The 23208-nt window shown below is 70.9% G+C and carries 23 protein-coding genes and 1 pseudogene; 14 read left to right on the top strand and 10 right to left on the bottom strand.

Annotated elements, in window-relative coordinates; all coding sequences use genetic code 11:
* Positions 1-160 precede the first annotated feature (160 nt).
* Positions 161-2464, bottom strand: a complete 2304-nt coding sequence (bglX, locus tag ACYQ1K_RS20950) for a beta-glucosidase BglX (RefSeq protein ID WP_459985206.1) — start codon at positions 2462-2464, stop codon at positions 161-163.
* 176 nt (positions 2465-2640) lie between these two features.
* Between bglX and ACYQ1K_RS20945 the strand changes: the two genes are divergently transcribed.
* From ACYQ1K_RS20945 to ACYQ1K_RS20925, 5 genes are all read left to right on the top strand, one after another.
* A complete protein-coding gene (locus tag ACYQ1K_RS20945) occupies positions 2641-3252 on the top strand; it encodes a sulfite oxidase-like oxidoreductase (RefSeq protein ID WP_459985205.1) in 612 nt (203 codons plus the stop codon).
* Positions 3252-3962 (top strand): FAD-binding oxidoreductase, encoded by a 711-nt coding sequence (locus ACYQ1K_RS20940; protein ID WP_459985204.1) that lies wholly within the window; start codon positions 3252-3254, stop codon positions 3960-3962. The genes ACYQ1K_RS20945 and ACYQ1K_RS20940 overlap by 1 nt, the downstream gene beginning before the upstream one ends.
* A 26-nt stretch (positions 3963-3988) precedes the next feature.
* Positions 3989-4564, top strand: a complete 576-nt coding sequence (locus tag ACYQ1K_RS20935; RefSeq protein ID WP_459985203.1) for a LysR family substrate-binding domain-containing protein — start codon at positions 3989-3991, stop codon at positions 4562-4564.
* Between the two features lie 19 nt (positions 4565-4583).
* On the top strand, positions 4584-5765 hold the full coding sequence (gene galK, locus ACYQ1K_RS20930; protein WP_459985202.1) for a galactokinase: 1182 nt from the start codon (positions 4584-4586) through the stop codon (positions 5763-5765).
* Positions 5766-5856: 91 nt separating this feature from the next.
* A complete protein-coding gene (locus ACYQ1K_RS20925) occupies positions 5857-6372 on the top strand; it encodes a hypothetical protein (RefSeq protein ID WP_459985201.1) in 516 nt (171 codons plus the stop codon).
* Between the two features lie 34 nt (positions 6373-6406).
* Here ACYQ1K_RS20925 and ACYQ1K_RS20920 read toward each other — a convergent pair whose 3' ends face one another.
* From ACYQ1K_RS20920 to ACYQ1K_RS20910, 3 genes and pseudogenes are all read right to left on the bottom strand, one after another.
* The gene (locus ACYQ1K_RS20920) at positions 6407-6943 is read right to left on the bottom strand and encodes a nucleosidase (RefSeq protein ID WP_459985200.1); all 537 of its coding nucleotides are present in this window, start codon (positions 6941-6943) and stop codon (positions 6407-6409) included.
* Between the two features lie 18 nt (positions 6944-6961).
* Entirely contained in the window at positions 6962-7240 is a 279-nt protein-coding gene (locus ACYQ1K_RS20915; protein ID WP_459985199.1) for an acyl-CoA dehydrogenase family protein, read from the bottom strand.
* A 4-nt stretch (positions 7241-7244) separates the two neighbouring features.
* A pseudogene (locus tag ACYQ1K_RS20910) lies at positions 7245-7367 on the bottom strand (hypothetical protein); the annotation flags it as partial.
* A 411-nt stretch (positions 7368-7778) separates the two neighbouring features.
* Between ACYQ1K_RS20910 and def the strand changes: the two are divergent.
* Both def and ACYQ1K_RS20900 read left to right on the top strand, forming a co-directional pair.
* Positions 7779-8381 carry a peptide deformylase gene (gene def, locus ACYQ1K_RS20905; protein WP_459985198.1) on the top strand — a complete coding sequence of 201 codons (603 nt, stop codon included), beginning with the start codon at positions 7779-7781 and terminating at the stop codon, positions 8379-8381.
* Complete coding sequence (locus ACYQ1K_RS20900; protein WP_459985197.1) at positions 8381-9208, top strand: TrmH family RNA methyltransferase; 828 nt, start codon at positions 8381-8383, stop codon at positions 9206-9208. Before def ends, ACYQ1K_RS20900 begins: the two co-directional genes overlap by 1 nt.
* Here ACYQ1K_RS20900 and ACYQ1K_RS20895 read toward each other — a convergent pair.
* Both ACYQ1K_RS20895 and cobA read right to left on the bottom strand, forming a co-directional pair.
* A complete protein-coding gene (locus ACYQ1K_RS20895; protein WP_459985196.1) occupies positions 9163-11193 on the bottom strand; it encodes a spermidine synthase in 2031 nt (676 codons plus the stop codon). The genes ACYQ1K_RS20900 and ACYQ1K_RS20895 overlap by 46 nt on opposite strands.
* A 77-nt stretch (positions 11194-11270) precedes the next feature.
* Positions 11271-12488 (bottom strand): uroporphyrinogen-III C-methyltransferase, encoded by a 1218-nt coding sequence (gene cobA, locus ACYQ1K_RS20890; protein WP_459985195.1) that lies wholly within the window; start codon positions 12486-12488, stop codon positions 11271-11273.
* A 99-nt stretch (positions 12489-12587) separates the two neighbouring features.
* On the opposite strand from cobA, the gene ACYQ1K_RS20885 reads away from it, so the two are divergent.
* From ACYQ1K_RS20885 to ACYQ1K_RS20865, 5 genes are read left to right on the top strand one after another with little or no spacing between them, the layout of a single operon-like run.
* Positions 12588-13115: a YbhB/YbcL family Raf kinase inhibitor-like protein gene (locus ACYQ1K_RS20885; RefSeq protein ID WP_459985194.1), complete on the top strand. Its 528-nt coding sequence runs from the start codon at positions 12588-12590 to the stop codon at positions 13113-13115.
* Between the two features lie 26 nt (positions 13116-13141).
* Complete coding sequence (locus ACYQ1K_RS20880; RefSeq protein ID WP_459985193.1) at positions 13142-13915, top strand: EAL domain-containing protein; 774 nt, start codon at positions 13142-13144, stop codon at positions 13913-13915.
* A gap of 58 nt (positions 13916-13973) precedes the next feature.
* The gene (locus ACYQ1K_RS20875) at positions 13974-15404 is read left to right on the top strand and encodes a glycosyltransferase family 2 protein (protein ID WP_459985192.1); all 1431 of its coding nucleotides are present in this window, start codon (positions 13974-13976) and stop codon (positions 15402-15404) included.
* Entirely contained in the window at positions 15401-15616 is a 216-nt protein-coding gene (locus ACYQ1K_RS20870) for a hypothetical protein (RefSeq protein WP_459985191.1), read from the top strand. Before ACYQ1K_RS20875 ends, ACYQ1K_RS20870 begins: the two co-directional genes overlap by 4 nt.
* A 59-nt stretch (positions 15617-15675) precedes the next feature.
* Entirely contained in the window at positions 15676-17760 is a 2085-nt protein-coding gene (locus ACYQ1K_RS20865; RefSeq protein WP_459985190.1) for an elongation factor G-like protein EF-G2, read from the top strand.
* A 12-nt stretch (positions 17761-17772) separates the two neighbouring features.
* On the opposite strand, the gene ACYQ1K_RS20860 is transcribed toward ACYQ1K_RS20865, so the two are convergent.
* The 4 genes from ACYQ1K_RS20860 to ACYQ1K_RS20845 all read right to left on the bottom strand — a co-directional run bounded on the left by ACYQ1K_RS20860 (position 17773) and on the right by ACYQ1K_RS20845 (position 22164).
* On the bottom strand, positions 17773-18447 hold the full coding sequence (locus ACYQ1K_RS20860) for an FMN reductase (protein WP_459985189.1): 675 nt from the start codon (positions 18445-18447) through the stop codon (positions 17773-17775).
* Positions 18444-19631 carry an LLM class flavin-dependent oxidoreductase gene (locus ACYQ1K_RS20855; RefSeq protein ID WP_459985188.1) on the bottom strand — a complete coding sequence of 396 codons (1188 nt, stop codon included), beginning with the start codon at positions 19629-19631 and terminating at the stop codon, positions 18444-18446. Before ACYQ1K_RS20855 ends, ACYQ1K_RS20860 begins: the two co-directional genes overlap by 4 nt.
* Before the next feature lie 94 nt (positions 19632-19725).
* Entirely contained in the window at positions 19726-20382 is a 657-nt protein-coding gene (locus ACYQ1K_RS20850; RefSeq protein ID WP_459985187.1) for a class F sortase, read from the bottom strand.
* Positions 20383-21078: 696 nt separating this feature from the next.
* Positions 21079-22164: a PP2C family protein-serine/threonine phosphatase gene (locus tag ACYQ1K_RS20845; RefSeq protein WP_459985186.1), complete on the bottom strand. Its 1086-nt coding sequence runs from the start codon at positions 22162-22164 to the stop codon at positions 21079-21081.
* A gap of 106 nt (positions 22165-22270) precedes the next feature.
* Between ACYQ1K_RS20845 and ACYQ1K_RS20840 the strand changes: the two genes are divergently transcribed.
* Both ACYQ1K_RS20840 and ACYQ1K_RS20835 read left to right on the top strand, forming a co-directional pair.
* Entirely contained in the window at positions 22271-22594 is a 324-nt protein-coding gene (locus ACYQ1K_RS20840; protein WP_459985185.1) for an antibiotic biosynthesis monooxygenase family protein, read from the top strand.
* Between the two features lie 173 nt (positions 22595-22767).
* The coding region (locus ACYQ1K_RS20835; RefSeq protein WP_459985184.1) for a hypothetical protein at positions 22768-23208 on the top strand (441 nt) is incomplete at its 3' end.

The raw sequence follows: 23208 nt of genomic DNA, 5'->3' as shown, positions 1-23208 counted from the left end.
CGGAGCGCTTCCTTCAACGCCCGCACGCTATCAGCCGGGACGGTCACCAAGCGAACTCGCAGGCGCGGCCGCCGTCGTTCGGAACCGTGAGTGTCTCGACCACCCATGGGTGGTCGAGACACTCACGCCTATCGGGACTCAGGCCTCCGAGGGGTTCACCTCAGTGGCCCGTGACGGTGAACGAGGCGGTCAGCGTCGCCATCGAGGAGTCGCCGGCATACAGGTCGATCTCCCCCGGCTCGACGACGAACCGGCCACGGTTGTCGTAGAACCCGAAGTCGCTCTTGTCGAGCGTGAAGGTGACCTTCCGGGACTCGCCGGGCGCGAGCGTGATGCGCTCGAAGCCCCTCAGGCGACGGACCGGCTGGGAGATGCTTGCGACGGGGTCGTGCAGGTAGAGCTGCGCGACGTCGTCACCGGCACGCGCGCCGGTGTTGGTGACGGTCATCGTGGCGCGCACGCTGCCGTGCGGGCTGACCGTCGTGCGGCTCAGGGTCAGGTCCGAGACCTTGAAGGTCGTGTAGCTGAGCCCGTAGCCGAACGCGAACAGCGGATCGCACGTGCGCAGGTCGCGGTAGCGCGAGACGTACTTCTGCGTGACGTCACAGGGTCGCCCCGTCGGCTCGTGGTTGTAGTAGATCGGGATCTGCCCGACCCGCTGCGGGAAGGAGACCGGCAGCTTGCCACCAGGGTTCACCTTCCCGAAGACGGCGTCCGCGACCGCGTTGCCACCCTCGATGCCGGGGAACCACGCCTCGAGGATCGACGGCGAGGCGTCCACCACCGGGCCGAGGGTGAGCGGCCGGCCGTTGAACAGCACCACGGCGAACGGCTTCCCGGTCGCCTTCACGGCGTCGATGATCCTCTGCTCGTCACCTGGCAGCGAGATGTCGGAGCGGGAGTTGGCCTCACCACTCATCTCGCGCGTCTCCCCCAGGGCCAGCACGACCTGGTCGGCCGCATTCGCCGCTGCGGTGACGGCGGCGATGTCGGCGTTGCTGCAGGCGTCGTCGTCGCGCGCGTCCGGCGGGTCGACGTTCTTCCGCGTGCAGCCGGCCGTGAACGTCGTGTTCGGGTTCTGTGCCTTGATCCCGGTGAAGACGGAGACGGCGTCCTCGTCGCGACCCTGGCCCCACCATGGGCCGAGCATGTCGTGCTGGTCGTCGCCGAGCGGGCCGATGACGGCGGTGCTCTTGGAGGCGCTGAACGGCAGGGTCGCGTTGTCGTTCTTCAGCAGCACCATCGACTTGCCGGCGGCGTCGCGTGCCGCCTTCCGGTCGGCAGCGGTGACGAAGAGGGACTGGTCGACGGCCCTGGTCTGGTCGACGTAGGGGTGGTCGAACAGCCCGGCACGGAACTTGACCCGGAGGATGCGGCGTACGGCGTCGTTGAGCCGCGCCATGCTGATCCGCCCCTGCGTGAGCAGCTGGGCACCGTAGTCGCGGATGTTGGTGCTCACCATCTCGGAGTCAGTGCCGGCCATCAGCGCGTTCGCACCGGCGCTGGGACCGTCAGCCGCGGTGCCGTGTCCGCACGGTCCGGTGTCGGGTGTCTTGGGCGGGCACGCCCGCGTCTCGGCGACTGCGGTGTAGTCGCTCTCGATGAAGCCGTCGAAGCCCCACTCCCTCTTGAGGATCTGGGTCTCGGTGTAGGGGTTGGCGCAGCCGGGCACGCCGTTGATGGCGTTGAAGGAGCACATCACGGTGTCCGCGCCCGCATCGATCGCCGCCTTGAACGGCGGGAGGTAGATGTTGCGCAGCCGCTGCTCGGACATGTCGGTCGTGTTGTAGTCCCGGCCGCCCTCGGGCTGACCGTAGGCGACGAAGTGCTTGACGCTGGTGACGACCTTGTCCGGCGCGCTGTAGTCACGGCCCTGCGCCCCCTTGACGCGGGCGGCCGCCATGACGGAGCCCAGATAGGGGTCCTCACCGTTGCCTTCGACGATGCGGCCCCACCGTGGCTCGTGCGAGACGTCGACCATCGGACTGTAGATCTGCTTGATGCCCACCGTCGCCGACTCCCGTGCGCCGATCGAGGCGTCCGTGCCGGACACCGCCGGGTCGAACGAGCTGGCCGCACCGAGCGGCACCGGGAAGACCGTGCGGTAGCCGTGGATGGTGTCGTAGGCGAACAGGATCGGGATGTGCAGCCGCGACTGCTCGACCGCGATCTTCTGGAAGTGGTTGATCTTCGCCGGATCGGTGAGGCTGAAGACGCCTCCCACACCGGCCTTGGCATCGGCGTCGGTGATCTGGCCGTCGGAGAGAAGCTGCACCTGCTGCAGCTTCTCGGCGGTCGTCATCCGCCTCAGCAGTGCGTTGACCCGGGCCTCCACGCCCCGGCTCGGTGCGTTCCGTGCGGCTGCGAGGGCCGACTCGTCGTCGGATCGTCCGCCGGACAGGCCGCTGCTGGCGGCTGCCGTCCCTCCCAGCACCAGCGCGGCCACGGCCACGGTGCTCGCCATCCGTCTCATCGGGTTACCTCCGCGGGCGCTGTCGCACCCGGCCGGCACCCTGCCGGTCGTCCCTGTCGCGGGGACCCCTCGCGCCCGCACCCGCGCAGGCCACGTGCTCCGTGCCCGGCGCACGGGCGGCCGAAACCGGTTCGGTGCCCCCGATCTCAAACCGCTAACGTGGAGCGGTGCCCATCACCCGCGGCTTCACCGGACGGCCCCGCCGCGGCAGGCCCGACCGGCTGCCGCCGGGGCAATACGACACCGGAGCCGACTGGCCGACACTGACCGCCGAGGTCACGCCGCATCTCGTGCCCGACGAGTGGACCATGACCGTCGACGGGCTGGTGGAGAATACGCACACCTGGTCGTGGCGCGACCTTCACGCGCTGCCGGGGTCGACGTACTTCGGCGACATCCACTGCGTGACCACTTGGTCGAAGCTGGACGTCACCTTCGGTGGGGTCAGCGTCGACACGCTGCTCGAGATCGCACGGCCGCGCCCGGAGGCGGCGTACGTCATGGCGCACTCCACGACCGGCTACACCACGAACCTTCCGCTCGACGACGTCCGTGGCGAGAGGGCCTGGATCGTCTGGTCGTACGACGGACGGCCGCTGCCCGTCGAGCACGGCGGCCCGGCGCGGCTGCTGGTGCCGCATCTGTACTTCTGGAAGTCGGCCAAGTGGGTCACCCGCCTCGAGCTGATGGAGCAGGACCGGCCGGGCTTCTGGGAGCAGAACGGCTACCACGACCGCGGGGATCCCTGGCTCGAGCAGCGCTACCAGGGCGACCCGTGATGTCCTCCGATCCAGCCGCATCGGCCCCGGCTGGCGGCTGGACCACCGGCAGGCTGGTCGAGATGGAGCGCGACGACCGGCTGGTGCGGCTGAGGCTGGACGTGGCAGATCGGGTCGACCACCTCCCCGGCCAGCACTACGTGCTGCGGCTTCGGGCCGAGGACGGCTACACCGCGTCGCGGTCCTACTCGGTGGCCTCGGATCCCAGTGACCCGCTGCTCGAGCTGATGGTCGAGTGTCTGCCCGGAGGCGAGGTGTCCGGGTTCCTGCACGACGAGGCCCGGGTGGGCGACGTGTTCGAGCTGCGCGGACCCATCGGCGGCTGGTTCACGTGGGCCGGCGACGTCCCGATCGTCTGCTTCGGCGGCGGGACCGGGGTGGTCCCGTTCGTCTCGATGCTGCGCCATGCGCGACGGATCGGTGCCGAGCGGCTCATCCGCGTGTGTGCCGTCGGCCGGAGCCGCGCGGCACTCCCCTACGCCGACGAGCTCCTCGCGGCGGGCGCCTTCGTCGCGCTGACGCGGGAGAACCTCGACGGCCGCGTCGCCGCGCCGCCGTACCTCGACGAGCTCGAGCCGCTCACCGTCGGCGCCGAGCGAGCCTTCGTGTGCGGCTCCGTCGGGTTCGCCTCCTACGCGACGCGCCTGCTCGGGGAGGCCGGTGTGCGGACCGACGCGACCCGCGTGGAGCAGTTCGGCGCGACGGGCTGAGGGCGACGGGCCTCTAGGATCGGGACGTGACCTTCCGTCTGGGCTTCGTGACCGGTGCGACCCCCGACAAGTGGGCGAGGACGTGGCGGGAGCGGTTCCCGGAGCGCCTCGAGGTGGTCGCCCTGCTCGAGGCGGAGCAGGAGCCGGCGCTGCGCGGCGGGCAGGTCGACATGGCGATCGTGCGTCTGCCGGTCGACCGCGACGGTCTGCATCTCATCCCGCTCTACGAGGAGCTCCCCGTCGTGGTGCTGCCCCGTGAGCACTACCTCTCGCTCGCCGACGACGTGACGTTGGGGGATCTCGCCGAGGAGCAGCTCGTCCTGCCCCACCGCTCCGGCTGGGCGCCCGGGGTCGAGCAGCTCGCATGGCCACCGATGAGCGACAAGGACGCGGTCGAGACGGTGGCGGCCGGCACGGGCGTCGCGATCCTCCCGATGTCGGTTGCTCGCCTCTACCACCGCAAGGACGTCGTCCACCGACCCGTCCGCGACCTCGAGGCGACCAAGGTCGGGCTCGCCTGGCTCGTCGAGCACGACGACGAGCGCACCCAGGCGTTCGTCGGGGTCGTCCGGGGGCGGACCGCGCAGTCCTCGCGTCGGTGACCTCCCTACGCTGGCGGGCATGACGTCGCCCAGCCCCGTGTCGAGTCCCGCCACGCCCGACCAGCTCGCCGAGCGCGCTCGCCGCGGTCTGGTCGACCGTCTCGATGCCACCGCCGACGTCGTGGGGTGGGCGCCAGGTCGGGTCAACCTGATCGGGGAGCACACCGACTACAACGGCGGGCTGGTGCTCCCGGTGGCGCTCCCCCACGCCACTGCCGCCGCCGCCGCTCGTCGCGACGACGGATCCGTCCGCCTCTCCAGTGCCCAGGCCGACGAGGTGTGGTCCGGCTCGCTCGACGACCTGGCGCCGGGGAAGGTGACCGGCTGGCCGTCGTACGCCGGCGGTGTGCTGTGGGCGATGCGGGAGGCGGGCTTCGACGTGCCTGGGGTCGACCTGCACGTCGACGGGACCGTTCCGCTGGGCGCCGGCCTGTCCAGCTCGGCGTCGATCGAGTGCGCGGTGGCCTTCGCCCTCCTCGGCCTCACCGGAGTGGAGCCGACCGGCGAGGTGCGGCGCCGGGTCGTCGACGCCTGCATCCGTGCCGAGACCGAGGTGGCCGGCGCGCCGACCGGCGGGATGGACCAGACGGTGTCGGTCTTCGCGCAGGCCGGTGAGGCTCTCTTGATCGACTTCAGCAGCCACGCGCACCGGTCGGTGCCGTTGGTCCTGGCGGACCGCACCATCCTGGTCACCGACACCCGGGTCTCCCATGAGCTCACCGACGGCGGCTACGGGTCGCGTCGCGCCGACTGCGAGGAGGCGGCCCGCGAGCTTGGGGTGGCGACGCTGCGTGAGGCCACGCTGGACGACGTGACCCGGCTGACCGACGCGCGCGTCGCCCGCCGCGCTCGCCACATCGTCACGGAGACCGCGCGCGTTCCGATCGCGGTCCAGGCCCTGACGGCGGCGGACTGGGCCAGTCTGGGCGAGCTGTTCGCGGCCTCGCACGCCTCCATGCGCGACGACTTCGAGATCTCCACCGCGGAGCTCGACCTCGCGGTCGCCACCGCCGTGGCGAACGGCGCCGACGCCGCTCGGATGACCGGTGGTGGCTTCGGCGGCTCCATCGTGGCGATCGTGCCTCGTGACCGCCTCGCCGAGGTCGTCACCGCCGTCGACGGTGCCTTCGAGCGCGCCCACCTCGAGCCGCCACATCACCTCCTCGCCGAGCCGTCGAGCGGCGCGGTGGTCGTGGGCTGAGTCACGCCTCGGGCCTGCGGCGTCCCGCGTAGGGGCCCGCCGAGCGGGTACCGGACCGGCCCCTGACAGCACCCGTAGGAGGAGCGACCCGATGATCCACCCGGTCAAGACCCCGCTCGGCGCCGTTCGTGCCGTCACCCACCTCTCGTTCACGGCGGTCCGACACCCGATCCGCACCGTCGGCGACGTCACCACCTTCGGTCGGGGCCTCGTGGCCTCCGTGGTGACAGGCGACAGTCACGATCACGCCGTTCCCGATGTCGCCACCGGTGGCCCGCTTGCCCAGCCTGCGCCGCCCGAGCGTGGCTCACGGAAGATCCAGGGCGATGCGCTGTCGACCCAGACGCGGTCGACGGAGCCGTCCGGCGTGACGGCCATCGGCGACGAGGACGAGATCCCGTCAGGCGCGGTGCCGTACGAGGAGTACGACGTCGAGGTCACGACGCCGGTCGGCACGACGGGCGCGGGCGTGGGCTACAACCCGCACACCGGCGAGACGGACCTCCAGCAGCCCGGGACCGAGCCGCTGATGGATCCGTCCACGACCAAGCGCATCAAGGCCGAGACCGACGTGCTCCGCAAGGCCAGCGATCCCCGGAAGGACTGAGCCGCGCTGCCTCGATGGGCAGCCAGCCGAACCCTCATGTCCGTTCCGCGAGCCAGTCCCCGAGCGCCCGGGCGCTGACGTCGACGAGCTGCGGCCAGTCCAGGGAGGCCTGGTCGGCCTGGTCGGAGACGTGCTTGACCAGGCGGACGGGCACGCCCGCCTGCTGCGCGGCCCAGGCGACGGCGTACCCCTCCATGTCCACCAGGTCGGCGAGCTCGGCCAGGCCGGCCCGGACGACCGGGTCCGTCACGAACAGGTCGCCGGTCGCGAGCCGCAGCCCGTCCGGCGCCAGTGTGAGCCACTCGCGAGGGTCGACGCCGAGCTGGCGGAGGAGTCCCGCCGACAGGTCGTGGTTGAGCACGCTGCCGATCTCGTGCAGCCCCTCGAGGTGGTCGTGGAGCGCTCCTGCGGACCCGATGTTGACGACCTGGTCGATCTCCGGGTCCATGACGAGCGCCCGGGCCACGGCTGCGGCGGCCGGGACCTTCCCGATCCCGGTCACGAGCACGCGCATGCCGGCGGGGACATACGCCGCCTCCTGGTGGGTCGCCGACACGACGAGCACGGTCATGTCGGCGACCTTAGAGGTCTAGGTGAGCTCGGCCGACGTGAGCCCCAGGACTCGCCTCGCGACGATCAGCTGCTGGATCTGCTGGGTGCCCTCGAAGATGTCGAGGATCTTGGAGTCGCGGGCCCACTTCTCGAGCAGCTCATGCTCCTCATACCCGACGCTCGAGCATGCCCACCGCGAGCGCACACGCAGGCGGTGCTCGACGAGGCGAGACAGGCGCACGCACTCGGTGTACGTCGATCCGTCGGTCGCGCCGAGCACGGCCGGCGCCGACGACGAAGAGCTCGGCTTCGGCACCGCGGGCGACCAACGCCTTGGTGCCGTTGACGACGTACCCGGCGCCCTGCCGGACCGCGGTCGTGCTCGGACGCAGGACGTCGAAGAGGACGGCGGGCTCCGCCAGCGCGAGAGAGGCGGCAGGCACCCCAGCCTCCGAAGGCTCGGTGAAGGCGGGAAGGTAGGTGCGCTGCTGCTCGTCGGTGCCCCACCTCACTCGCGATCTGGGTGACGACGTCGACGAGCATCTGCTCGTCCTCGGTCGGCGTCAGGTCGAACAGACCCTCGCCTGCCGCGCTGGACGGGTGGGTCTGTCGGCGGATGCCGAGCCGGTCCAGCAGCTCGCTCTGGGCGAGCTTGCTGAGTCCGGCCACGAGGTAGCCGATCGGATCCCGGCTCTCGTTGGTCGGCACGCCGTGGCGGCCGCCGCCCTTCAGGGTCGTCATGAGAGACATGAAACAACTGTAACTACGAGTTATACAATGATCTACATGCCTCGGCGATGGCGTGCCTCGCAGCCGGGCGCGAGCTGCGTGGATCCCGTCGCTACAGTCCGAGCATGCCTGAGGAGAACGCGCCCGAGCACGCGCCGTACGGTCCCCTGCCGTCGGGTGGCACCGTCCGCCCGATGACGCGATGGGGAGCGGACGTGATGCACCGCCCGCAGCAGCCGGTGACGGTGTTCGACGACTCCCTGCGCCAGCTGGCGGCGGACATGGTGGCCACGATGTACGCCGCCGAGGGCGTCGGCCTCGCCGCCTGCCAGATCGGCGAGGACGTCGCCATGTTCGTCTTCGACTGCCCCGACGCCGAGGGCGAGCGGTGGGTCGGGGTCGTGTGCAACCCGGTCGTCACCTTGCCGGAGGGGCGCGACCGGACCCTCGACGACGATCTCGAGGGATGCCTGTCCTACCCCGGGGCGTTCGTCTCCTGCGCCCGACCCGACCACGCTCGGGTCGACGGTGTCGGTCTCACCGGCGAGCCGGTCGTCTTCGAGGGCGACGGGCTGCTCGCCCGCTGCCTCCAGCACGAGACCGACCACACCCAGGGCACGGTCTTCGGCGACCGGATCTCCGACCGCAACCGCAAGAAGCTGCGCAAGGAGCACGACAAGCTCGCCGACGACTTCCCTCCGGACTGGCCGGTGGGCGAGACCGCCTGATGGCGACGCTCGTCCCGGTCGACTCCCCCGACGATCCCCGGCTCGCCGACTACCGGGACCTGCGCGACGTGGAGCTGCGCAAGTCGGTCGAGGCGGCCGAGGGGCTCTTCCTCGCCGAGGGCGAGAAGGTCGTACGCCGAGCCGCGGAGGCCGGCTACGACGTCCGCTCCTTCCTCATGGCGCCCCGCTGGCTCGACAGCCTCGCCGATGTGCTCGACGCCTCCGACGCTCCTTGCTATGTGGTGTCGGAGGCCTTGGCCGAGGAGGTCACCGGCTTCCACGTGCACCGCGGAGCCCTGGCGTCCTACGCTCGCCGGCCGCTGCCATCCGTCGAGACGGTGCTGGACGGGGCGCGGTCTGTGCTCGTCCTGGAGGACATCGTCGACCACACCAACGTCGGAGCGGTCTTTCGATGTGCGGCCGGACTCGGCTTCGACGCGGTGCTGTTGGCGCCGCGGTGCGCTGACCCGCTCTACCGGCGCTCGATCAAGGTGGCCATGGGCACCGTGTTCTCAGTCCCATGGACACGCCTGCCTGACTGGTACGACGCCCTGCCGGCCCTCGACGCCGCCGGGTTCACCACCGTGGCGCTCACGCTCACGCCCGACTCCCTCGACATCGCCGACGCTGTCGCCGGGCTCGACCGGGTCGCGCTCGTCCTGGGGTCGGAGGGGCACGGACTCTCCGAGCGCTGGCAGGCGATCGCCGCTCGACGCGCGATCATCCCCATGCACGCCGGAGTGGACTCCCTCAACGTGGCCGCGGCGGCCGCAGTCGCCTGCTACGTCACGACCGCGCGCGGTTTGAGCAGGAACGCCGTCAGGTAGAGAAGGGCGACGACGATCAGCAGGTTGCGGTAGCCGGTGAAGAGGGCCGCATACTCCAGGCAGCCGCCGACCATCGCGCCCAGCAGGTTCACGGCGAACGCGGACTGCGAGTCCGACGACTCCGCGAAGCGCTTGGCGAAGGCGATGTTGGCCAGGTAGATCGGCAGGAACGCGAGCAGCGTGGCCAGGACCAGTCGCGGCCAGAACGGGAAGGCCAGGAGCCATTCGGGCTTGACCACGTAGGCGATGGCGAGCGCGATGGCGATGAGCGCATAGACCACGGGCAGGGGTGGGGTGCGCACGCGCCGGGTGGTCTCCACCGCCGCCAGCACGATGAGGAGCACGCCGCCGAAGACGAGCGCGTTGACCACCCAGGTGGTGCCGAAGAGCAGCGCGAAGGTCGCGATGTTCTTGGTCTCGAGCAGCAGGAAGGCGGCGCCCATGAAGAACAGGTCCGCGTAGGGCCGCATCGTGCGGAACGGGCCGCCGAGGAGCCGCACGGCGACCAGCGAGACGACGACGATCCCGCCCAGCGCCCACAGGTAGAGCGCCGGCAGCATGCCGCCGCGGTAGTAGACGAACGGCCGGTCGTCGCGCGCGGGCTTGACGTAGGACGAGGCCAGCTCGTGGTTCTGCGCGCCGCAGCGCTGGTTGGCGGCGTCCTTGGCGGCACTGATGACCGCGGTCGCCCCGCCGAACAGGTCGATGCAGGGGGCGTGCCCGAACGCTGTGGCTGCCGTGCCGCCGAGCCTGTCGATCAGCCACGGCTGGCGGTAGTAGTTGTACATCGAGAAGAGTCCGTCGCTGCTGAGGTGGTCGCGGGCCAGCTCGAGTGCCTCCTCGGTGAAGAGGAACGACTCGAGCCGGATCTGCGAGCCGCCGCTGACCAGCGACAGGGAGTCGGGCAGGGCGAAGAGGATCAGGTCGTACTTCTGGCTCGTGCCCTCCAGGAAGGCCCGACCGTCGTTGATGTGCCGGGTGACGCGCGGGTCGGCGTACGCCTTGTCGGGGTTGCCCTGCACGCCGATCTGCACGATCCGCGGGTCGATGTCGACCGCGTCGACGTGCTGCGCCCCCTTCGAGAGCGCGATCGCGACGTCGCTGCCCGAGCCGGCGCCGACCACCAGGACGTTGCGCAGGGGCGCGTTGCCGCGGTGCTCGTACGGCGCGCCGTAGATCTGCGACGCCCGGTTGAGCTTCCAGCGCGCTGACGACATCGACTGATGGGGCACGCCGTTGACGGAGATGTAGGTGCGGGTGCCGTACTGGGCGTCGTGGACCTCGCGCGTGGTGATCTTGTAGTACGGCGACCACGAGACCCCCGCGCCGGTGGACTCGATGACCAGCGCGACGACCATGACGACGCCGGCGGCGACGGCCAGCAGCCGCGCCTTCCCGGACACCAGGACGACGAGGGCGACCGCGGCGAGGGTCCCCCACACGTAGGAGGGCGCCCAGGCGAAGGAGAGGACCGAGAAGAGCGCGATGCCGATCAGCGAGCCGACCAGGTCCCAGCGGTACGCCGTCAGCGACGGCAGCTGGGGGAAGCACCGGCCGACGACCTCGGCCGGCCCGATCATGATCGCGGCGCTCATGAGGAAGACGACGGGGAGGACCAGCCAGCTCGGCGGCCCCGTCGTGTGCAGCGAGGTGAAGAAGATGACGTCCGCGTTCGCGCGGTCGATCGAGACCGGCACCAGTCGGACGACGACGACGAGCGCCGCCAGGAGCACCGGCGTCCACGGGAGCACCGACCAGCTGCGGCGCGAGATGAGGAAGCCCAACCCCACGCCGAGGAAGGACCCCAGCAGCACGAAGTTCGTGAAGTAGGAGAGGTGGACGATGTTCGCGCCCAGCCAGCGGATCAGCGCCAGCTCGAGGAAGAGCATGAGGGCGCTGCCGAGCACGAGCCGGGGCACCGTGCGCCGCTGTCGCTCACGCCGCTCGGACGACTCCTCGGACGTGACGGCTGTGTCGGCGCCCATGGCACACCCCTACGACCGGTTGGAGGCAGTGACGGCCGCTATCGGAGCAGTTGCCCGTCCACGGCGCGACCATGCTCTCAGAAGTCGTCGGGGTGCGCGACCCTGACGACCTCGCCGACGACGATGATCGCCGGTGGCCGCACCGCCTCCTCCAGGAGACGCTTCTCGAGGGTGCCGAGGGTCGCGAGCACCGTGCGCTCGGTCGGCATCGACCCGTCGCAGATCACCGCGACGGGGGTCGAGGAGCCGCGGCCGCCCTCGAGCAGGGCGCCGGCGATCGCCGGCGCGTTCTCGACGGCCATCATGAGCACCAGCGTGCCGGTCAGGCCCGCCACGGCGGTCCAGTTCGTCAGGGACTCCGGGTGTCCGGGCGGCAGATGCCCCGAGATCACGGTGAACTCGTGGGTCACCCCGCGGTGCGTCACGGGGATGCCCGCGATCGCCGGGACGGCGACCGGCGAGGTGATCCCCGGGATGACGGTGACCGGCACACCTGCCGCACGGCAGGCGATCACCTCCTCGTAGCCGCGTCCGAAGACGAAGTTGTCCCCGCCCTTGAAGCGGACGACGGCCTTGCCTGCCAGGGCGTGCTGGACGATGACCCGGTTGATCTCCTCCTGCTGCGCCGAGCGACCGCGCGGGAGCTTCGCGACGTCGATCAGCTGCACGTCCGCAGGCAGCTCGGACAGCAGCTCGCGCGGCGCCAACCGGTCGGCCACGACCACATCCGCCTCCATGAGCGCCTTGCGCCCCGCGACGGAGACCAGGTCCGGGTCGCCCGGGCCTCCGCCCACCAGCACGACGCCGGCGGCGCGGGGGCGCGCGCGGCGCACGTCGAGCGTGCCGTCGCGGAGGCCCTCGAGGATCTCGTCGCGGACCGCTGCCGACCGCTGCGGCTCGCGGTTGCCGAGCACGGCGACGGTCACCCCGCCGTGGCGTCCGACAGCGGGCGTCCAGGCGGTGGCCGCGAGGGCGTCGTCGGAGCGGACGCAGAAGACGCGTCGCTCCTCTGCAGCCGCGCTGACCGCCTCGTTGACGGCCGCATCAGCCGTCGCGCAGACGACGTACCACGCTCCGTCGAGGTCGGCGGGGGCGAACCCTCGCGGGGTCCAGCGCAGCTCCCCCGACCCCAGCATGCCCTCGATGGCCGGCGTGACCTCGGGCGAGACCACCTCGACGTCGGCGCCCGCGGCGATGAGCGCGGGGATCCGGCGCTGGGCGACATGACCGCCCCCGACCACGACGACGCGACGGCCGGCGAGCCGGAGACCCGAGGGGTAGGGAGGGAAGTCCACGGGGGTATTCAACCCTCGTGCGTGCCTGCCCCGCTGACGGCCGCTCACCCATCGGACTAGTCTCGGCCCGTCCCCGCAGAGTTCTCGACAAGGAGTGCCATGTCTCTGGACCGTCCGGTCAAGCCCGACCCGTACGAGCTCCTCCCCGTCGTCGCCTCGTTCTCCGTGACGAGCACCGACCTGACGCAGGGGCAGCCACTGGACCAGGCGCAGGTCTACGACGGCGGCAACACCTCCCCGCAGCTGTCCTGGGAGCCCGGCCCGCAGGGCACCAAGAGCTACGTCGTGACCTGCTACGACCCCGACGCGCCGGTGGTGAGCGGGTTCTGGCACTGGGTTGCGGTGGACATCCCGGCGGACGTCACCTCGCTCGACGCGGGCGCCGGGGCGAGTGACGACTCGCTCCCCGACGGCGCCTTCCACGTCCGCAACGACTACGGCACGAAGAGCTTCGGCGGGGCGGCCCCGCCGCCCGGCGACCAGGTGCACCGCTACTACTTCGTGGTCCACGCGGTGACCGAGGAGTCGCTCGGCGTCGACGGCGACGCCACTCCAGCGGTGGTGGGCTTCAACCTGGCCTTCAAGACAGCCGCACGGGCCATCTTGGTCGGGACCTACCAACACTAGGAGCCGTCCGGGCCTAGGCTCGCCCCGTGTCCGAGCCGGAGCCGCTGTCCGACGACCAGATCGTCGGCAGCCTGCTGCAGTGCGGCCTCGACGTCGCCTACCAGCCGATCGTCGCGGTCGACACCGGTGTGGTCATCGGCTGGGAGGCGTTGCTGCGGGGCGAGCTGCCGGAGCATGGCGCGGTCAGCCCGGAGGACGTCGTGGGCTCAGCCAGCCGGACCGGCGCGCTCGACCGGGTGATGCGTCAGGTCACCGAGCAGGCGCTCACCACGGCCACGGTGGCGTCGCTGCGTCTGGGCCGGCGGATGACGGTGTCCATCAACGTCGAGCCGCACCAGCTCCGCCCCGACAGCGCGTTCCTCCGGTGGCTGGTCGACCGCTCGGCCTCGTCCGCCGCGCAGCTGCTCCTCGAGATCACCGAGCGCAGCGACGACCCGACGTGGGCCGCCGCCCAGGACGAGGCCCTGGCGCAGCTGCGCGGTGCGGGGCTCCCGCTGGCCATCGACGACCTGGGCGCGGGCGCGTCGCGGATGCGGCTGCTGGCGCAACAGGAGTGGACCTGGGTCAAGCTGGACCGAGGGTTCCTCGCCATGGGTGACCGGGGGCGGATCCTCCTGCGCCACACCGTCACGATGCTCCACGAGCTCGGCACGACCGTCCTCCTGGAGGGAATCGAGACCGCCGAGCAGCTCGACGTCGCCGGCGCCCTGGAGGTCGACCTGGCCCAGGGCAACTTCCTCGGGGTGCCGATCCCCGCTCAGGAGCTGTTGGACGGCCTCCGGGTGAAAAAGATCACCTGACCCGGACCGGACGTACGTTGTCCTCAGGCGCGTCACGTTCCGGCCGTTGATACGTTCGATGACTGTGAGGAAACTCGAGCGCCTCGTCGGCCTCATCGTGCTGGGGCTGACCGGTGCCGCGGCCCTCCTGCTGTGGCTGGCGGTGGCCCGCACCGGCGTGCCCGCAGGGTCCGAGCGGGACGGCCTCGTGTTCGGCGCGTGGCGGGTGCTCTACGACACCCAGGCGCCGACGTGGCGCGTGCTGGAGATCGCGATCAGCGTCTCGCTGCTGTGTGCGGCCGGGGTCACCTACCTCGAGCACCGCATCATCACCCACGCACGACGCTCGACCAACCCCCACGGCACGCCGCTCGCGCCTCGCGTCGTCATGGCCGACACCCGCGGTCGCTTCGACGGCGAGGTCACGGTCACGGTGCTGGTGCCGGCCCACAACGAGGAGGCCTCGCTCGGCGCGACCCTGACCTCGCTCGGCGCGCAGCAGCCGCCGCCTGAGCGGGTCGTCGTCGTCGCTGACAACTGCACGGACCGCACGGCCGAGATCGCCCGCACGCACGGTGCCGAGGTCTTCGAGACCATCGGCAACACGCACAAGAAGGGTGGCGCCCTCAACCAGGCGCTGCGACACCTTCTCCCCGGACAGGGCGAGAACGACGTCGTCATGGTGATGGACGCCGACACGATCCTGGATCAGGGCTTCCTCGCCTCCGCGGTGCGGCGCTTCACCGACGACCGCGGCCTGATGGCCGTCGGCGGGGTGTTCTACGGCGAGCAGGGGCATGGCCTGATCGGACAGTTCCAGCGCAACGAGTACATCCGCTACGCCCGCGAGCTGCGTCGTCGGCGCGGCAAGGTCTTCGTGCTGACCGGCACGGCGTCGCTGTTCCGGCCGCGCGCGTTGCGGACGGTGGCCGAGCAGCGCGGCCGCACCATCCCCGGCATCCACGGCGATGTCTACGACACCGCGGCGCTGACCGAGGACAACGAGCTCACCATCGCCCTGAAGTCCCTCGGCGCGCTCACCGTCTCCCCTGCCGAGTGCACGGTCGTCACCGAGCTGATGCCGACCTGGCGGCTGCTGTGGCACCAGCGGCTGCGCTGGCAGCGCGGAGCGCTGGAGAACCTCGGCGCCTACGGCCTGACCCCTCAGACGATGCGCTACTGGTCCCAGCAGCTGGCCATCGGGTACGGCGTCTTCGCTCTGTGGGCCTACTTCGTGCTGCTCCTCGTCATGCTGCTGGCCAGCAGCCACTGGATCTGGTTCACCTTCTGGATCGGACTCGGTCTGATCTTCATGGTCGAGCGCCTCGTCACCGTCTGGCGAGGAGGCTGGAACGCCCGTCTGGTGGCTCTGACCATCTTCCCGGAGCTGTTCTTCGACGCGTTCCTGCAGCTGGCCTACGTCAAGGGCGTCCTCGACATCTCCCTCGGCAAGACGGCCGGGTGGACCCATGTCCAGCGGGCGAGCGAGAGCGAGGAGCAGGCCGCATGAGTGCACTCCTGCTCGGGTTCCGGCTGCTGCCCGAGAGCGTCCTGCACTCCGAGCCCTATCTGGTGCTCGTGACCTTCGTGTCGGTCAACACCGTCGCGTTCGCGACGCTGTCGATCGCGAAGCTGCTGCCGCCGATGCGCCCCACCACCTGGTTCGCCAGTCGAAGCCGTCGGGCCGAGACGCGGAGCATCTACCCCGACGCGAGGCACTGATTCGCCTCTGATCCGTGTTGACTCTTGTGTCGTGCGTCACACAGGAGTTGGTTGGGGTCATGGCCGAGAAGAGCACCCGAAAGGCGACCACCCAAGACGTGGACGCATCGGGGCCCGACAGGATCCGCAACGTCGTCCTGGTCGGGCCCTCCCAGTCCGGAAAGACCTCGCTCGTCGAGGCCCTGCTCGCCGAAGCGGGCGCCATCCTCCGTCCCGGGTCGGTCGCCGAGGGCACGACCGTCTGCGACACCGAGGACGCCGAGCAGGCGCACGGTCGCTCGATCTCGCTCGCGGTGGCCCCCGTCGTCCATGAGGACGTCAAGGTCAACATCATCGACACCCCTGGCTACGTCGACTTCATCGGCGAGGTCCGCGCCGGGCTGCGTGCCGCCGACTGTGCGCTCTTCGTGATCGCCGCCAACGACGGCGTCGACGACAACACCCGTCGACTGTGGCGCGAGTGTGGGGAGGTCGGCATGCCCCGCGCGGTCGTGCTGACCAAGCTCGACCACCCGCGCGCGGACGCCGGCCGTGTGCTGGGTGAGACGCAGGAGGCGTTCGGCCCCGGCGTCCTGCCCGTGTACGTGCTCACCGGCGACACGCTCACAGGGCTCATCACCGGCGACTCCGAGGAGATCCAGGCCGACCCCCGTCGCGGTGAGCTCATCGAGGCCGTCATCGAGGAGTCCGAGGACGAGACGCTGATGGACCGCTACGTCGGCGGCGAGACGATCGAGGAGCAGGTCCTGCTCGGCGACCTCGAGAAGGCGATCGCCCGCGCGTCCTTCCATCCGGTCATCCCCGTGTGCGGGCCGACCGGGGTCGGCGTACGGGAGCTGCTGGACCTGTGCGTGCGCGCGTTCCCGTCACCGCCGGAGCACGTGCCGCCCGAGGTGTTCACCCCGTCGGGGAAGCCCGCGGCGCCCGTCACCTGCGACCCGTCGGGTCCCCTCGTCGCCGAGGTGGTCCGCACCAGCAGCGACCCCTACCTCGGGCGCGTGAGCCTGGTGCGCGTGTTCTCGGGGACGCTCAGCCCGGACGCGGCGGTGCATGTCTCCGGCCACTTCTCGGCGTTCGAGGGCCCGGCCGGCCTGCATGAGGACCACGACGAGGACGAGCGGGTCGGGGCGCTCGCCTACCCCTTCGGGGCGGGCCAGGTGCCTGCCACCCGCGTCGTCGCGGGCGACCTCGGCATCGTCTCCCGGCTCTCGCGCGCCGAGACCGGCGACACGCTCTCCTCCCCCGACCTGCCCGTGGTGCTGCGGCCCTGGTCGATGCCCGAGCCCCTGCTGCCGATCGCGGTCGAGGCGGCGACGCGCTCGGATGAGGACAAGCTCTCCTCGGCCCTCGCCCGTCTCACCGCCGAGGACCCGAGCCTGCGCGTGGAGCACAACGCCGAGACCGGCCAGCTCGTCGTCTGGGTGATGGGCGAGGCCCACGCCGAGGTGGCGCTGGACCGGTTGCAGTCCCGCTATGGCGTGACGGTCGAGGAACGGGACGTCATCGTGCCCTTCCGGGAGTGCTTCGGCGGTGCCTCGAAGGGGCACGGCCGCCACGTCAAGCAGTCGGGCGGACACGGGCAGTATGCGATCTGCGACATCGTCGTCGAGCCGCTGCCGGAGGGCAGCGGGTTCGAGTTCGTCGACAAGGTCGTCGGCGGCTCGGTCCCCCGCCAGTTCATCCCGAGCGTCGAGAAGGGCATCGCCGCGCAGATGGCGCGCGGCGTGCGCGCCGGCTTCCCGGTCGTGGACCTGCGGGTGACGCTCGTCGACGGCAAGGCCCACAGCGTCGACTCCTCCGACATGGCCTTCCAGAGTGCCGGGGCCCTGGCGCTGCGCGAGGCGGCCGAGGCGACCACCGTCAACCTCCTCGAGCCGTACGACGAGGTGGCGGTCGTCGTCGCCGACGACCTCGTCGGTCAGGTGATGAGCGACCTGTCGTCGCGGCGGGCGCGTCTGCTCGGGACCGACCAAGCGGGCGACGACCGGACCGTGGTGCGCGCCTATGTGCCGCAGCGCGAGCTCGTCCGCTACGCCATCGACCTGCGCTCGGCCACCCGTGGCGCAGGCACCTTCACCCGCACCTTCGCCCACTACGAGCCGATGCCCGAGGAGCTGGCACGCCAGGTCAAGCCACGGACGTAGTCGCTCGAGGCCCTAATACTCCGGCGGACCCTCGCTCGCGGCCTTGAGCAGGTCCTCGAACGACGTCGGGTGTGCGAACTCGTCGTCGACGGTCCGGCGGTGTGCCGTCGGACGCGCCACGGCGCCCGGGCCGGCGACGTGTGCGGCGAGCTCGTTGGCGGCCCGATCGACCCGCTTGGCCAGCTCGCCCGTGCCTGCCTCGCGCCCCGCCGACCCGAAGTCCTCGCTCGCGGCGAAGACACCGGTCGGCACCACGACCGCGTGGAGGTAGGAGAACAGCGGCCGCAGGGCGTGGTCGAGCACGAGCGAGTGTCGGGCGGTGCCGGCGGTCGCGGCGACGACGACCGGCTTGCCGTCGAGCACGCCGAGCTCGAGGACGTCGAAGAACGTCTTGAAGAGCCCGGAGTACGACGCCGAGAACACCGGCGTGACCACGACCAGCCCATCGGCCCGGCGTACCGTCTCGATGGCTGCCTTCAGCTCGCCGGACGGGAAGCCGGTGAGCAGGTGGTCGGCGAGTGCATGGGCGAGCGGGCGGAGCTCGACGATGTCGAGCTCCGCCTCCTGCCCGCGTTCGTGGACGGCCGCTACGGCCGCCTCGCCCAGCATGTCGGCGAGGAGGCGGGTGCTCGACGGGACGCTGAGTCCGGCACTGACGACGACGATCCGCTTGGCAGAGGTGCTCACAGCTCGCCTTCCAGGACCTTCGCGACCTCGGGGTCGCCGTCGATGTGAACGGCGTCACGGTCGGTCGTGCCGGTGGCCGCGTCGCCGGCGGCGTACACCGTCGTGTCCTTGGCGCCGCCGGCCTCGTCCACCAGGGAGGCGTGGGTCGGCCCGTCGGGCACGCCCGGCTTGCGGAGCTTGGCGAACTCCTCGCGCAGGGTCGGCAGGATCTCGCCGTAGAGGTCGAGCTGCTCGAGCACCGTCTTGAGGGGTAGGCCGGCGTGGTCGACGAGGAACAGCTGGCGCTGGTAGTCCCCGACGTACTCACGGAACGACAGCGTGCGCTCGATGACCTGCTGCGGCGAGCCGACGGTCAGCGGGGTCGCCTCGGTGAAGTCCTCCAGCGAGGGACCGTGGCCGTAGACCGGCGCGTTGTCGAAGTAGGGTCGGAACTCGTTGACCGCGTCCTGGCTGTTCCTCCGCATGAAGAACTGCCCGCCTAGGCCGACGATCGCCTGGTCGGCGGTGCCGTGGCCGTAGTGTTCGAAGCGCTGCCGGTAGAGGCGGACCATCGCCTCGGTGTGGCTGGCCGGCCAGAAGATGTGGTTGTGGAAGAAGCCGTCGCCGTAGTACGCCGCCTGCTCCGCGATCTCAGGACTCCGGATCGACCCGTGCCAGACGAACGGGGGCACGCCGTCCAGCGGACGAGGTGTCGAGGTGTAGCCCTGCAGCGGTGTGCGGAACCGGCCGCTCCAGTCGACGACGTCCTCGCTCCACAGCCGGCGCAGCAGCGCGTAGTTCTCGATCGCGAGATTGATGCCTTGGCGGATGTCCTTGCCGAACCACGGGTAGACGGGGCCGGTGTTGCCGCGACCCATCATGAGGTCGACCCGGCCGTCGGTGAGGTGCTGGATCTTGGCGTAGTCCTCGGCGATGAGGACGGGGTCGGTCGTCGTGATCAGCGTCGTCGCGGTGGACAGGATGATGCGCTCGGTCTGGGCGCCGATGTAGGCGAGGGTCGCGGTCGGGTTGGACGCGATGAACGGCGGGTTGTGGTGCTCGCCGGTGGCGAAGACGTCGAGTCCGATCTCCTCCGCCTTCTTCGCGATGGCGACCGTCGCCTTGATCCGCTCGTGCTCGGTGGGCGTCTGGCCGGTCGTGGGATCGGTGGTGACGTCGCCGACGGTGAAGATTCCGAACTGCATCGTGCGCTCCTCGCGTCCGGGCTCATGGCCGGATAGTTGAATTCTGAACTATCCGATGAACCTCGCAGACCTTCACGCTATTCCACGCTGCCGGTCACGTGGAGGCGGACGGGTGGGCCACCACGATGGTGTTGCTGAGGAACCGAGTCCCGTCCCAGTCCGCGCACGTGATGAGCACCAGTCGCGGTGCGCCGTCCTGGGCGAACAGGCTCGCCGCCTGCCGCGCCACCATTCCCTTGTCGAACCTGAGCACGCGCACCACGGCGTAGCGCAGTCGGCCGGTCTCTGTGGCGACGACCACGGGGTCGCCGATCTCCAGATCGCCGATGTGCTCCAAGGCCCCCGTCGCCGACCCGTGCACGGTGTGCCCGGCGATCAGCACCCGCCCGCGCGGCTGACCCGGCCGGGCGCCATCCGCCCACCAGCCGAGGGTCTGCGAATCCGGCGGCGGCACGAGTGTGCGTCCCGGTGCGCGGACCGGGACGACGGGCGCAGTGACCCCCAGCGTCGGGAGTCGTAGCCGCCTCGGAGCGCCGGGCGTCCATGGTGCCCGCACCGCCGCCGGCGGAGAGGCCGACGGGCTGGCAGTCGGCGTGCGCAGCAGGGGGTGGGTGCCCGCCCCGTCATTGCTGCTGCCGAGACGAGCACGCCCGGCGACGAGTGCTGCCCCCAGGACCGCCGCCACCAGGACCGCCGCCACCAGCACCAGTGACGGGAGGCGACGGTGTCGGGAAAGGTGGTCCTCAGGCACGCTGTCCCCAAGCACAGCGGCGGAGCCGCACCCGGGACCCGGCGGCTACGAGCGCGAGGCCGCCCAGGACGAGCGTCACGCCCAGCGGTGATCGCGTCCAGCGGGCGAGCGCCGACCGGTCCTCCCCGGCATCGATGGCGAGCGGGACGGGCGTCGATGTTGCGGCCGCTGAGCTTGGTGCCCATGAAGTCGGACGACGTGGACGTCGCAGCGCCGTTGCCCGTGGACCGGGACAGGTGGGCGGTCCCTCCGGGCAACGCTCCAGCGGTCGGAGCGCACGGCGAGACCCAGAACATCTTGGTCTGCGTGTCGTTGCCGCGCGATCCAGGGGTGGAGACGGTGAGTCGCACCCCATAGCCCTGCTTGCCTGTGGGGCTCCGGCGAAGGTCAGCGTGTAGGACTGCACGGCGTCGGGGCCCGACGGCGTGCCGGCGCCGCTGGCCGAGTCGCCGCCGACAGGAACGCTGGTGGGGCCCTGCACGAAGAGGCCCGCGTCGGCAGTGGGAGCCTGCAGGGTGAACGACACGGTCGACAGCACATCTGCCCCGCCGTCGACGGCGTACCACTCCGGGCGCATGCGAGCGCCAGAGCAGGCCGGCGAGCCAGAGTGGTCATTCATCCTCTCCATGGTCAGCCTCCCCACCGCACAGATGACCTCAAAGGACTTCCAGCAAACGGTTTGCCGTGTGGCCTCGCTCACGCCTCCCGCGACAGGATGAGGATGGCCCGGTCGTCGCTTCCGCCGTTGACGCGCGCGAGGATGCGCCGGGCAGCACCAGGGAAGCCTCTTCGACCCACGTCCTCCTCGGCGGCGGTGCGCAGCCACGCGATGCCTGCGTCGATGTCGGAGTGGCGCCGCTCAACGACGCCGTCCGTGTAGAACATCAAGGCCTCACCGGGCTCCAGTGCACCCTCACTGGCGTCGAACGCGGGATGGTCGACGACGCCCAGCGCGGTGCCGCGAGCGTTGTCGACGACCCACTCGTCGCACGCCGCCACCCACTTCAGAGCCGGAGGGTGTCCGGCGCTCGTCACCCGGTAGCTGCCGTCGTTCAGGTCGACGATCAGATGAACGGCTGTGGAGAATGCCTCTTCCGCATCCTGACGGAGCAGGAACGCGTTGGCTGCCCGCAGGAGCTGCTTCGGCGGGAGCGCGCCGATCAGGCCACCGAGGGCGCCGGCGAACTGGAGCGACTGCGGGCCGACAGCCGTGCCCTTGCCGCAGACGTCGACCAACACCAGCTCGAGCACCTTGTCGTCACGGAGATCGGCGACGAGGAAGTCGCCGGCATAGCCGGTGCCCGACGCTGCGACCATCGCCGACTGGCAGGACCACCCACCAGGCAGGGTCGGCACGCGGCCCTGCCGTTGGAGCCGGTCACGCAGCTCCGCCAGCATCGCCTCGCTGAGGCCGACCGGAAGTCCGCTGCGCTGTCGACTGGACTGCCACAGGACGATCCCCACCGCGATGGCGCCGACCATCAGGTCTCCCGGCCTCAGCTCGCGCGAACGGTCGCTGTGCACGAAGGCGGCGATCGCGGCCGCCACGGTCGCCGCGGTCAGCACAGTCAGGGGGCGGAACCGCAGCAGCGTCAGACCGGCGAGCGGCCAGAGGAAGAAGACCCCGGTCGGCATCCGGTCATAGGCCCAGAGGGAGAGCCCGAAGCAGACCAGCAGCCCGAACAGCAGGAGAGCAAGCACCTGCACCTGGCTCCCGGCGGAGCCAGTGCGCCACCGGCGCGTGAGCTCCCCGATGCCGCGCCCGAGCCGCGACGTCTGCATGAGCGGAGGTTAAGCGACCCATCCCTCCCTTCGCTGGGGAATCGAGACACCGGTGACCGTCCCGGTTTTCGTGCCGGGCCTCTGGCGCCGGTCCTAGTGTGAGCGGGTGACGATCGCGCAGACGCCGGAGCCGCCCTACACCGCCGTCATCTTCACGTCTCTTCGCACCGACGGCGACCAGGGGTACGCCGCGATGGCGGCCCGCATGGAGGCGCTCGCCATGCAACAACCCGGCTATCTGGGCATCGAGTCCGCGCGTGACGGCGTCGGCATCACCGTGTCCTACTGGGACTCCGAAGCCGCAGCGGCCGCTTGGAAGGGCGTCGCTGAGCATGTGGTTGCGCAACGACGCGGGCAGGCGGCCTGGTATGCCGACTACCGCGTCCGTGTCGCCACCGTCCTGCGGGAGTACGGCGCTCCGCCGAGCTGACTCCCCGCAGGATGCCGGGGTCTGCTGGTCGGCGTTGTTGGTGGGCGTCGCTGTGGGCGTTGCGGTGCGCCTGAGCGGGCCGCTTCTGGTCCCCAGCGAGGCTTCAAGTGCCTTGTTCCACAGGCGTTCGGCCGACCCAACAGATTGTCGGTGGCCTCTGATTGGCTAGTTCCATGTCGATCTCGGAACCGCTTCCTCCGCCGCCTGACGGCGAGCCCGATCACGGGCACGGTGGCGCTCCCGAGGGTGTTTGCGGCCCCGATCGTAACGCCAACGGCGCCCCGGGCCCCGACCGTCGCTCCGACCGTGACGCGGGCCCCAAGCCCGACTTCGGCCGCGCCGAGGACGTCGAGGGCGCTGCATTCTTCCCGGCCGGGGAGGAGTGGCCTCTCCCGCGTGACGAGGATGTGCCCCCGCTCGAGGAGGAGTGCCCACCCCCGCCCGATGACGAAGGCCCGTCACCGCAGGACGGTGGGTCGTGGGACTCCAGTGGGGAGTTGTTGGAAGCCTTCACCGCCGCGCAACGCCGCGAGGCCCGCGAACAGGTCCGCAAGATCCAAGTCGCGGTCGACTACTGCGCCTTCAACTCCCCCGACTCCCGCCATCCCGCCGCA

This window comes from Nocardioides sp. AN3 (genome assembly GCF_054653495.1).
Note: the sequence above shows the minus strand (reverse complement) of the source record. Positions and strands in the feature narration are given on the sequence as shown.

Bases quoted from the DNA above. Each gene is read 5' to 3' on its own strand.
- bglX (WP_459985206.1), bottom strand. From the start codon at position 2,464: ATGGCGAGCACCGTGGCCGTGGCCGCGCTGGTGCTGGGAGGGACGGCA.
- ACYQ1K_RS20940 (WP_459985204.1), top strand. From the start codon at position 3,252: ATGTCCTCCGATCCAGCCGCATCGGCCCCGGCTGGCGGCTGGACCACC.
- galK (WP_459985202.1), top strand. From the start codon at position 4,584: ATGACGTCGCCCAGCCCCGTGTCGAGTCCCGCCACGCCCGACCAGCTC.
- ACYQ1K_RS20925 (WP_459985201.1), top strand. From the start codon at position 5,857: ATGATCCACCCGGTCAAGACCCCGCTCGGCGCCGTTCGTGCCGTCACC.
- ACYQ1K_RS20920 (WP_459985200.1), bottom strand. From the start codon at position 6,943: ATGACCGTGCTCGTCGTGTCGGCGACCCACCAGGAGGCGGCGTATGTC.
- def (WP_459985198.1), top strand. From the start codon at position 7,779: ATGCCTGAGGAGAACGCGCCCGAGCACGCGCCGTACGGTCCCCTGCCG.
- ACYQ1K_RS20900 (WP_459985197.1), top strand. From the start codon at position 8,381: ATGGCGACGCTCGTCCCGGTCGACTCCCCCGACGATCCCCGGCTCGCC.
- ACYQ1K_RS20895 (WP_459985196.1), bottom strand. From the start codon at position 11,193: ATGGGCGCCGACACAGCCGTCACGTCCGAGGAGTCGTCCGAGCGGCGT.
- ACYQ1K_RS20885 (WP_459985194.1), top strand. From the start codon at position 12,588: ATGTCTCTGGACCGTCCGGTCAAGCCCGACCCGTACGAGCTCCTCCCC.
- ACYQ1K_RS20875 (WP_459985192.1), top strand. From the start codon at position 13,974: ATGACTGTGAGGAAACTCGAGCGCCTCGTCGGCCTCATCGTGCTGGGG.
- ACYQ1K_RS20870 (WP_459985191.1), top strand. From the start codon at position 15,401: ATGAGTGCACTCCTGCTCGGGTTCCGGCTGCTGCCCGAGAGCGTCCTG.
- ACYQ1K_RS20865 (WP_459985190.1), top strand. From the start codon at position 15,676: ATGGCCGAGAAGAGCACCCGAAAGGCGACCACCCAAGACGTGGACGCA.
- ACYQ1K_RS20855 (WP_459985188.1), bottom strand. From the start codon at position 19,631: ATGCAGTTCGGAATCTTCACCGTCGGCGACGTCACCACCGATCCCACG.
- ACYQ1K_RS20845 (WP_459985186.1), bottom strand. From the start codon at position 22,164: ATGCAGACGTCGCGGCTCGGGCGCGGCATCGGGGAGCTCACGCGCCGG.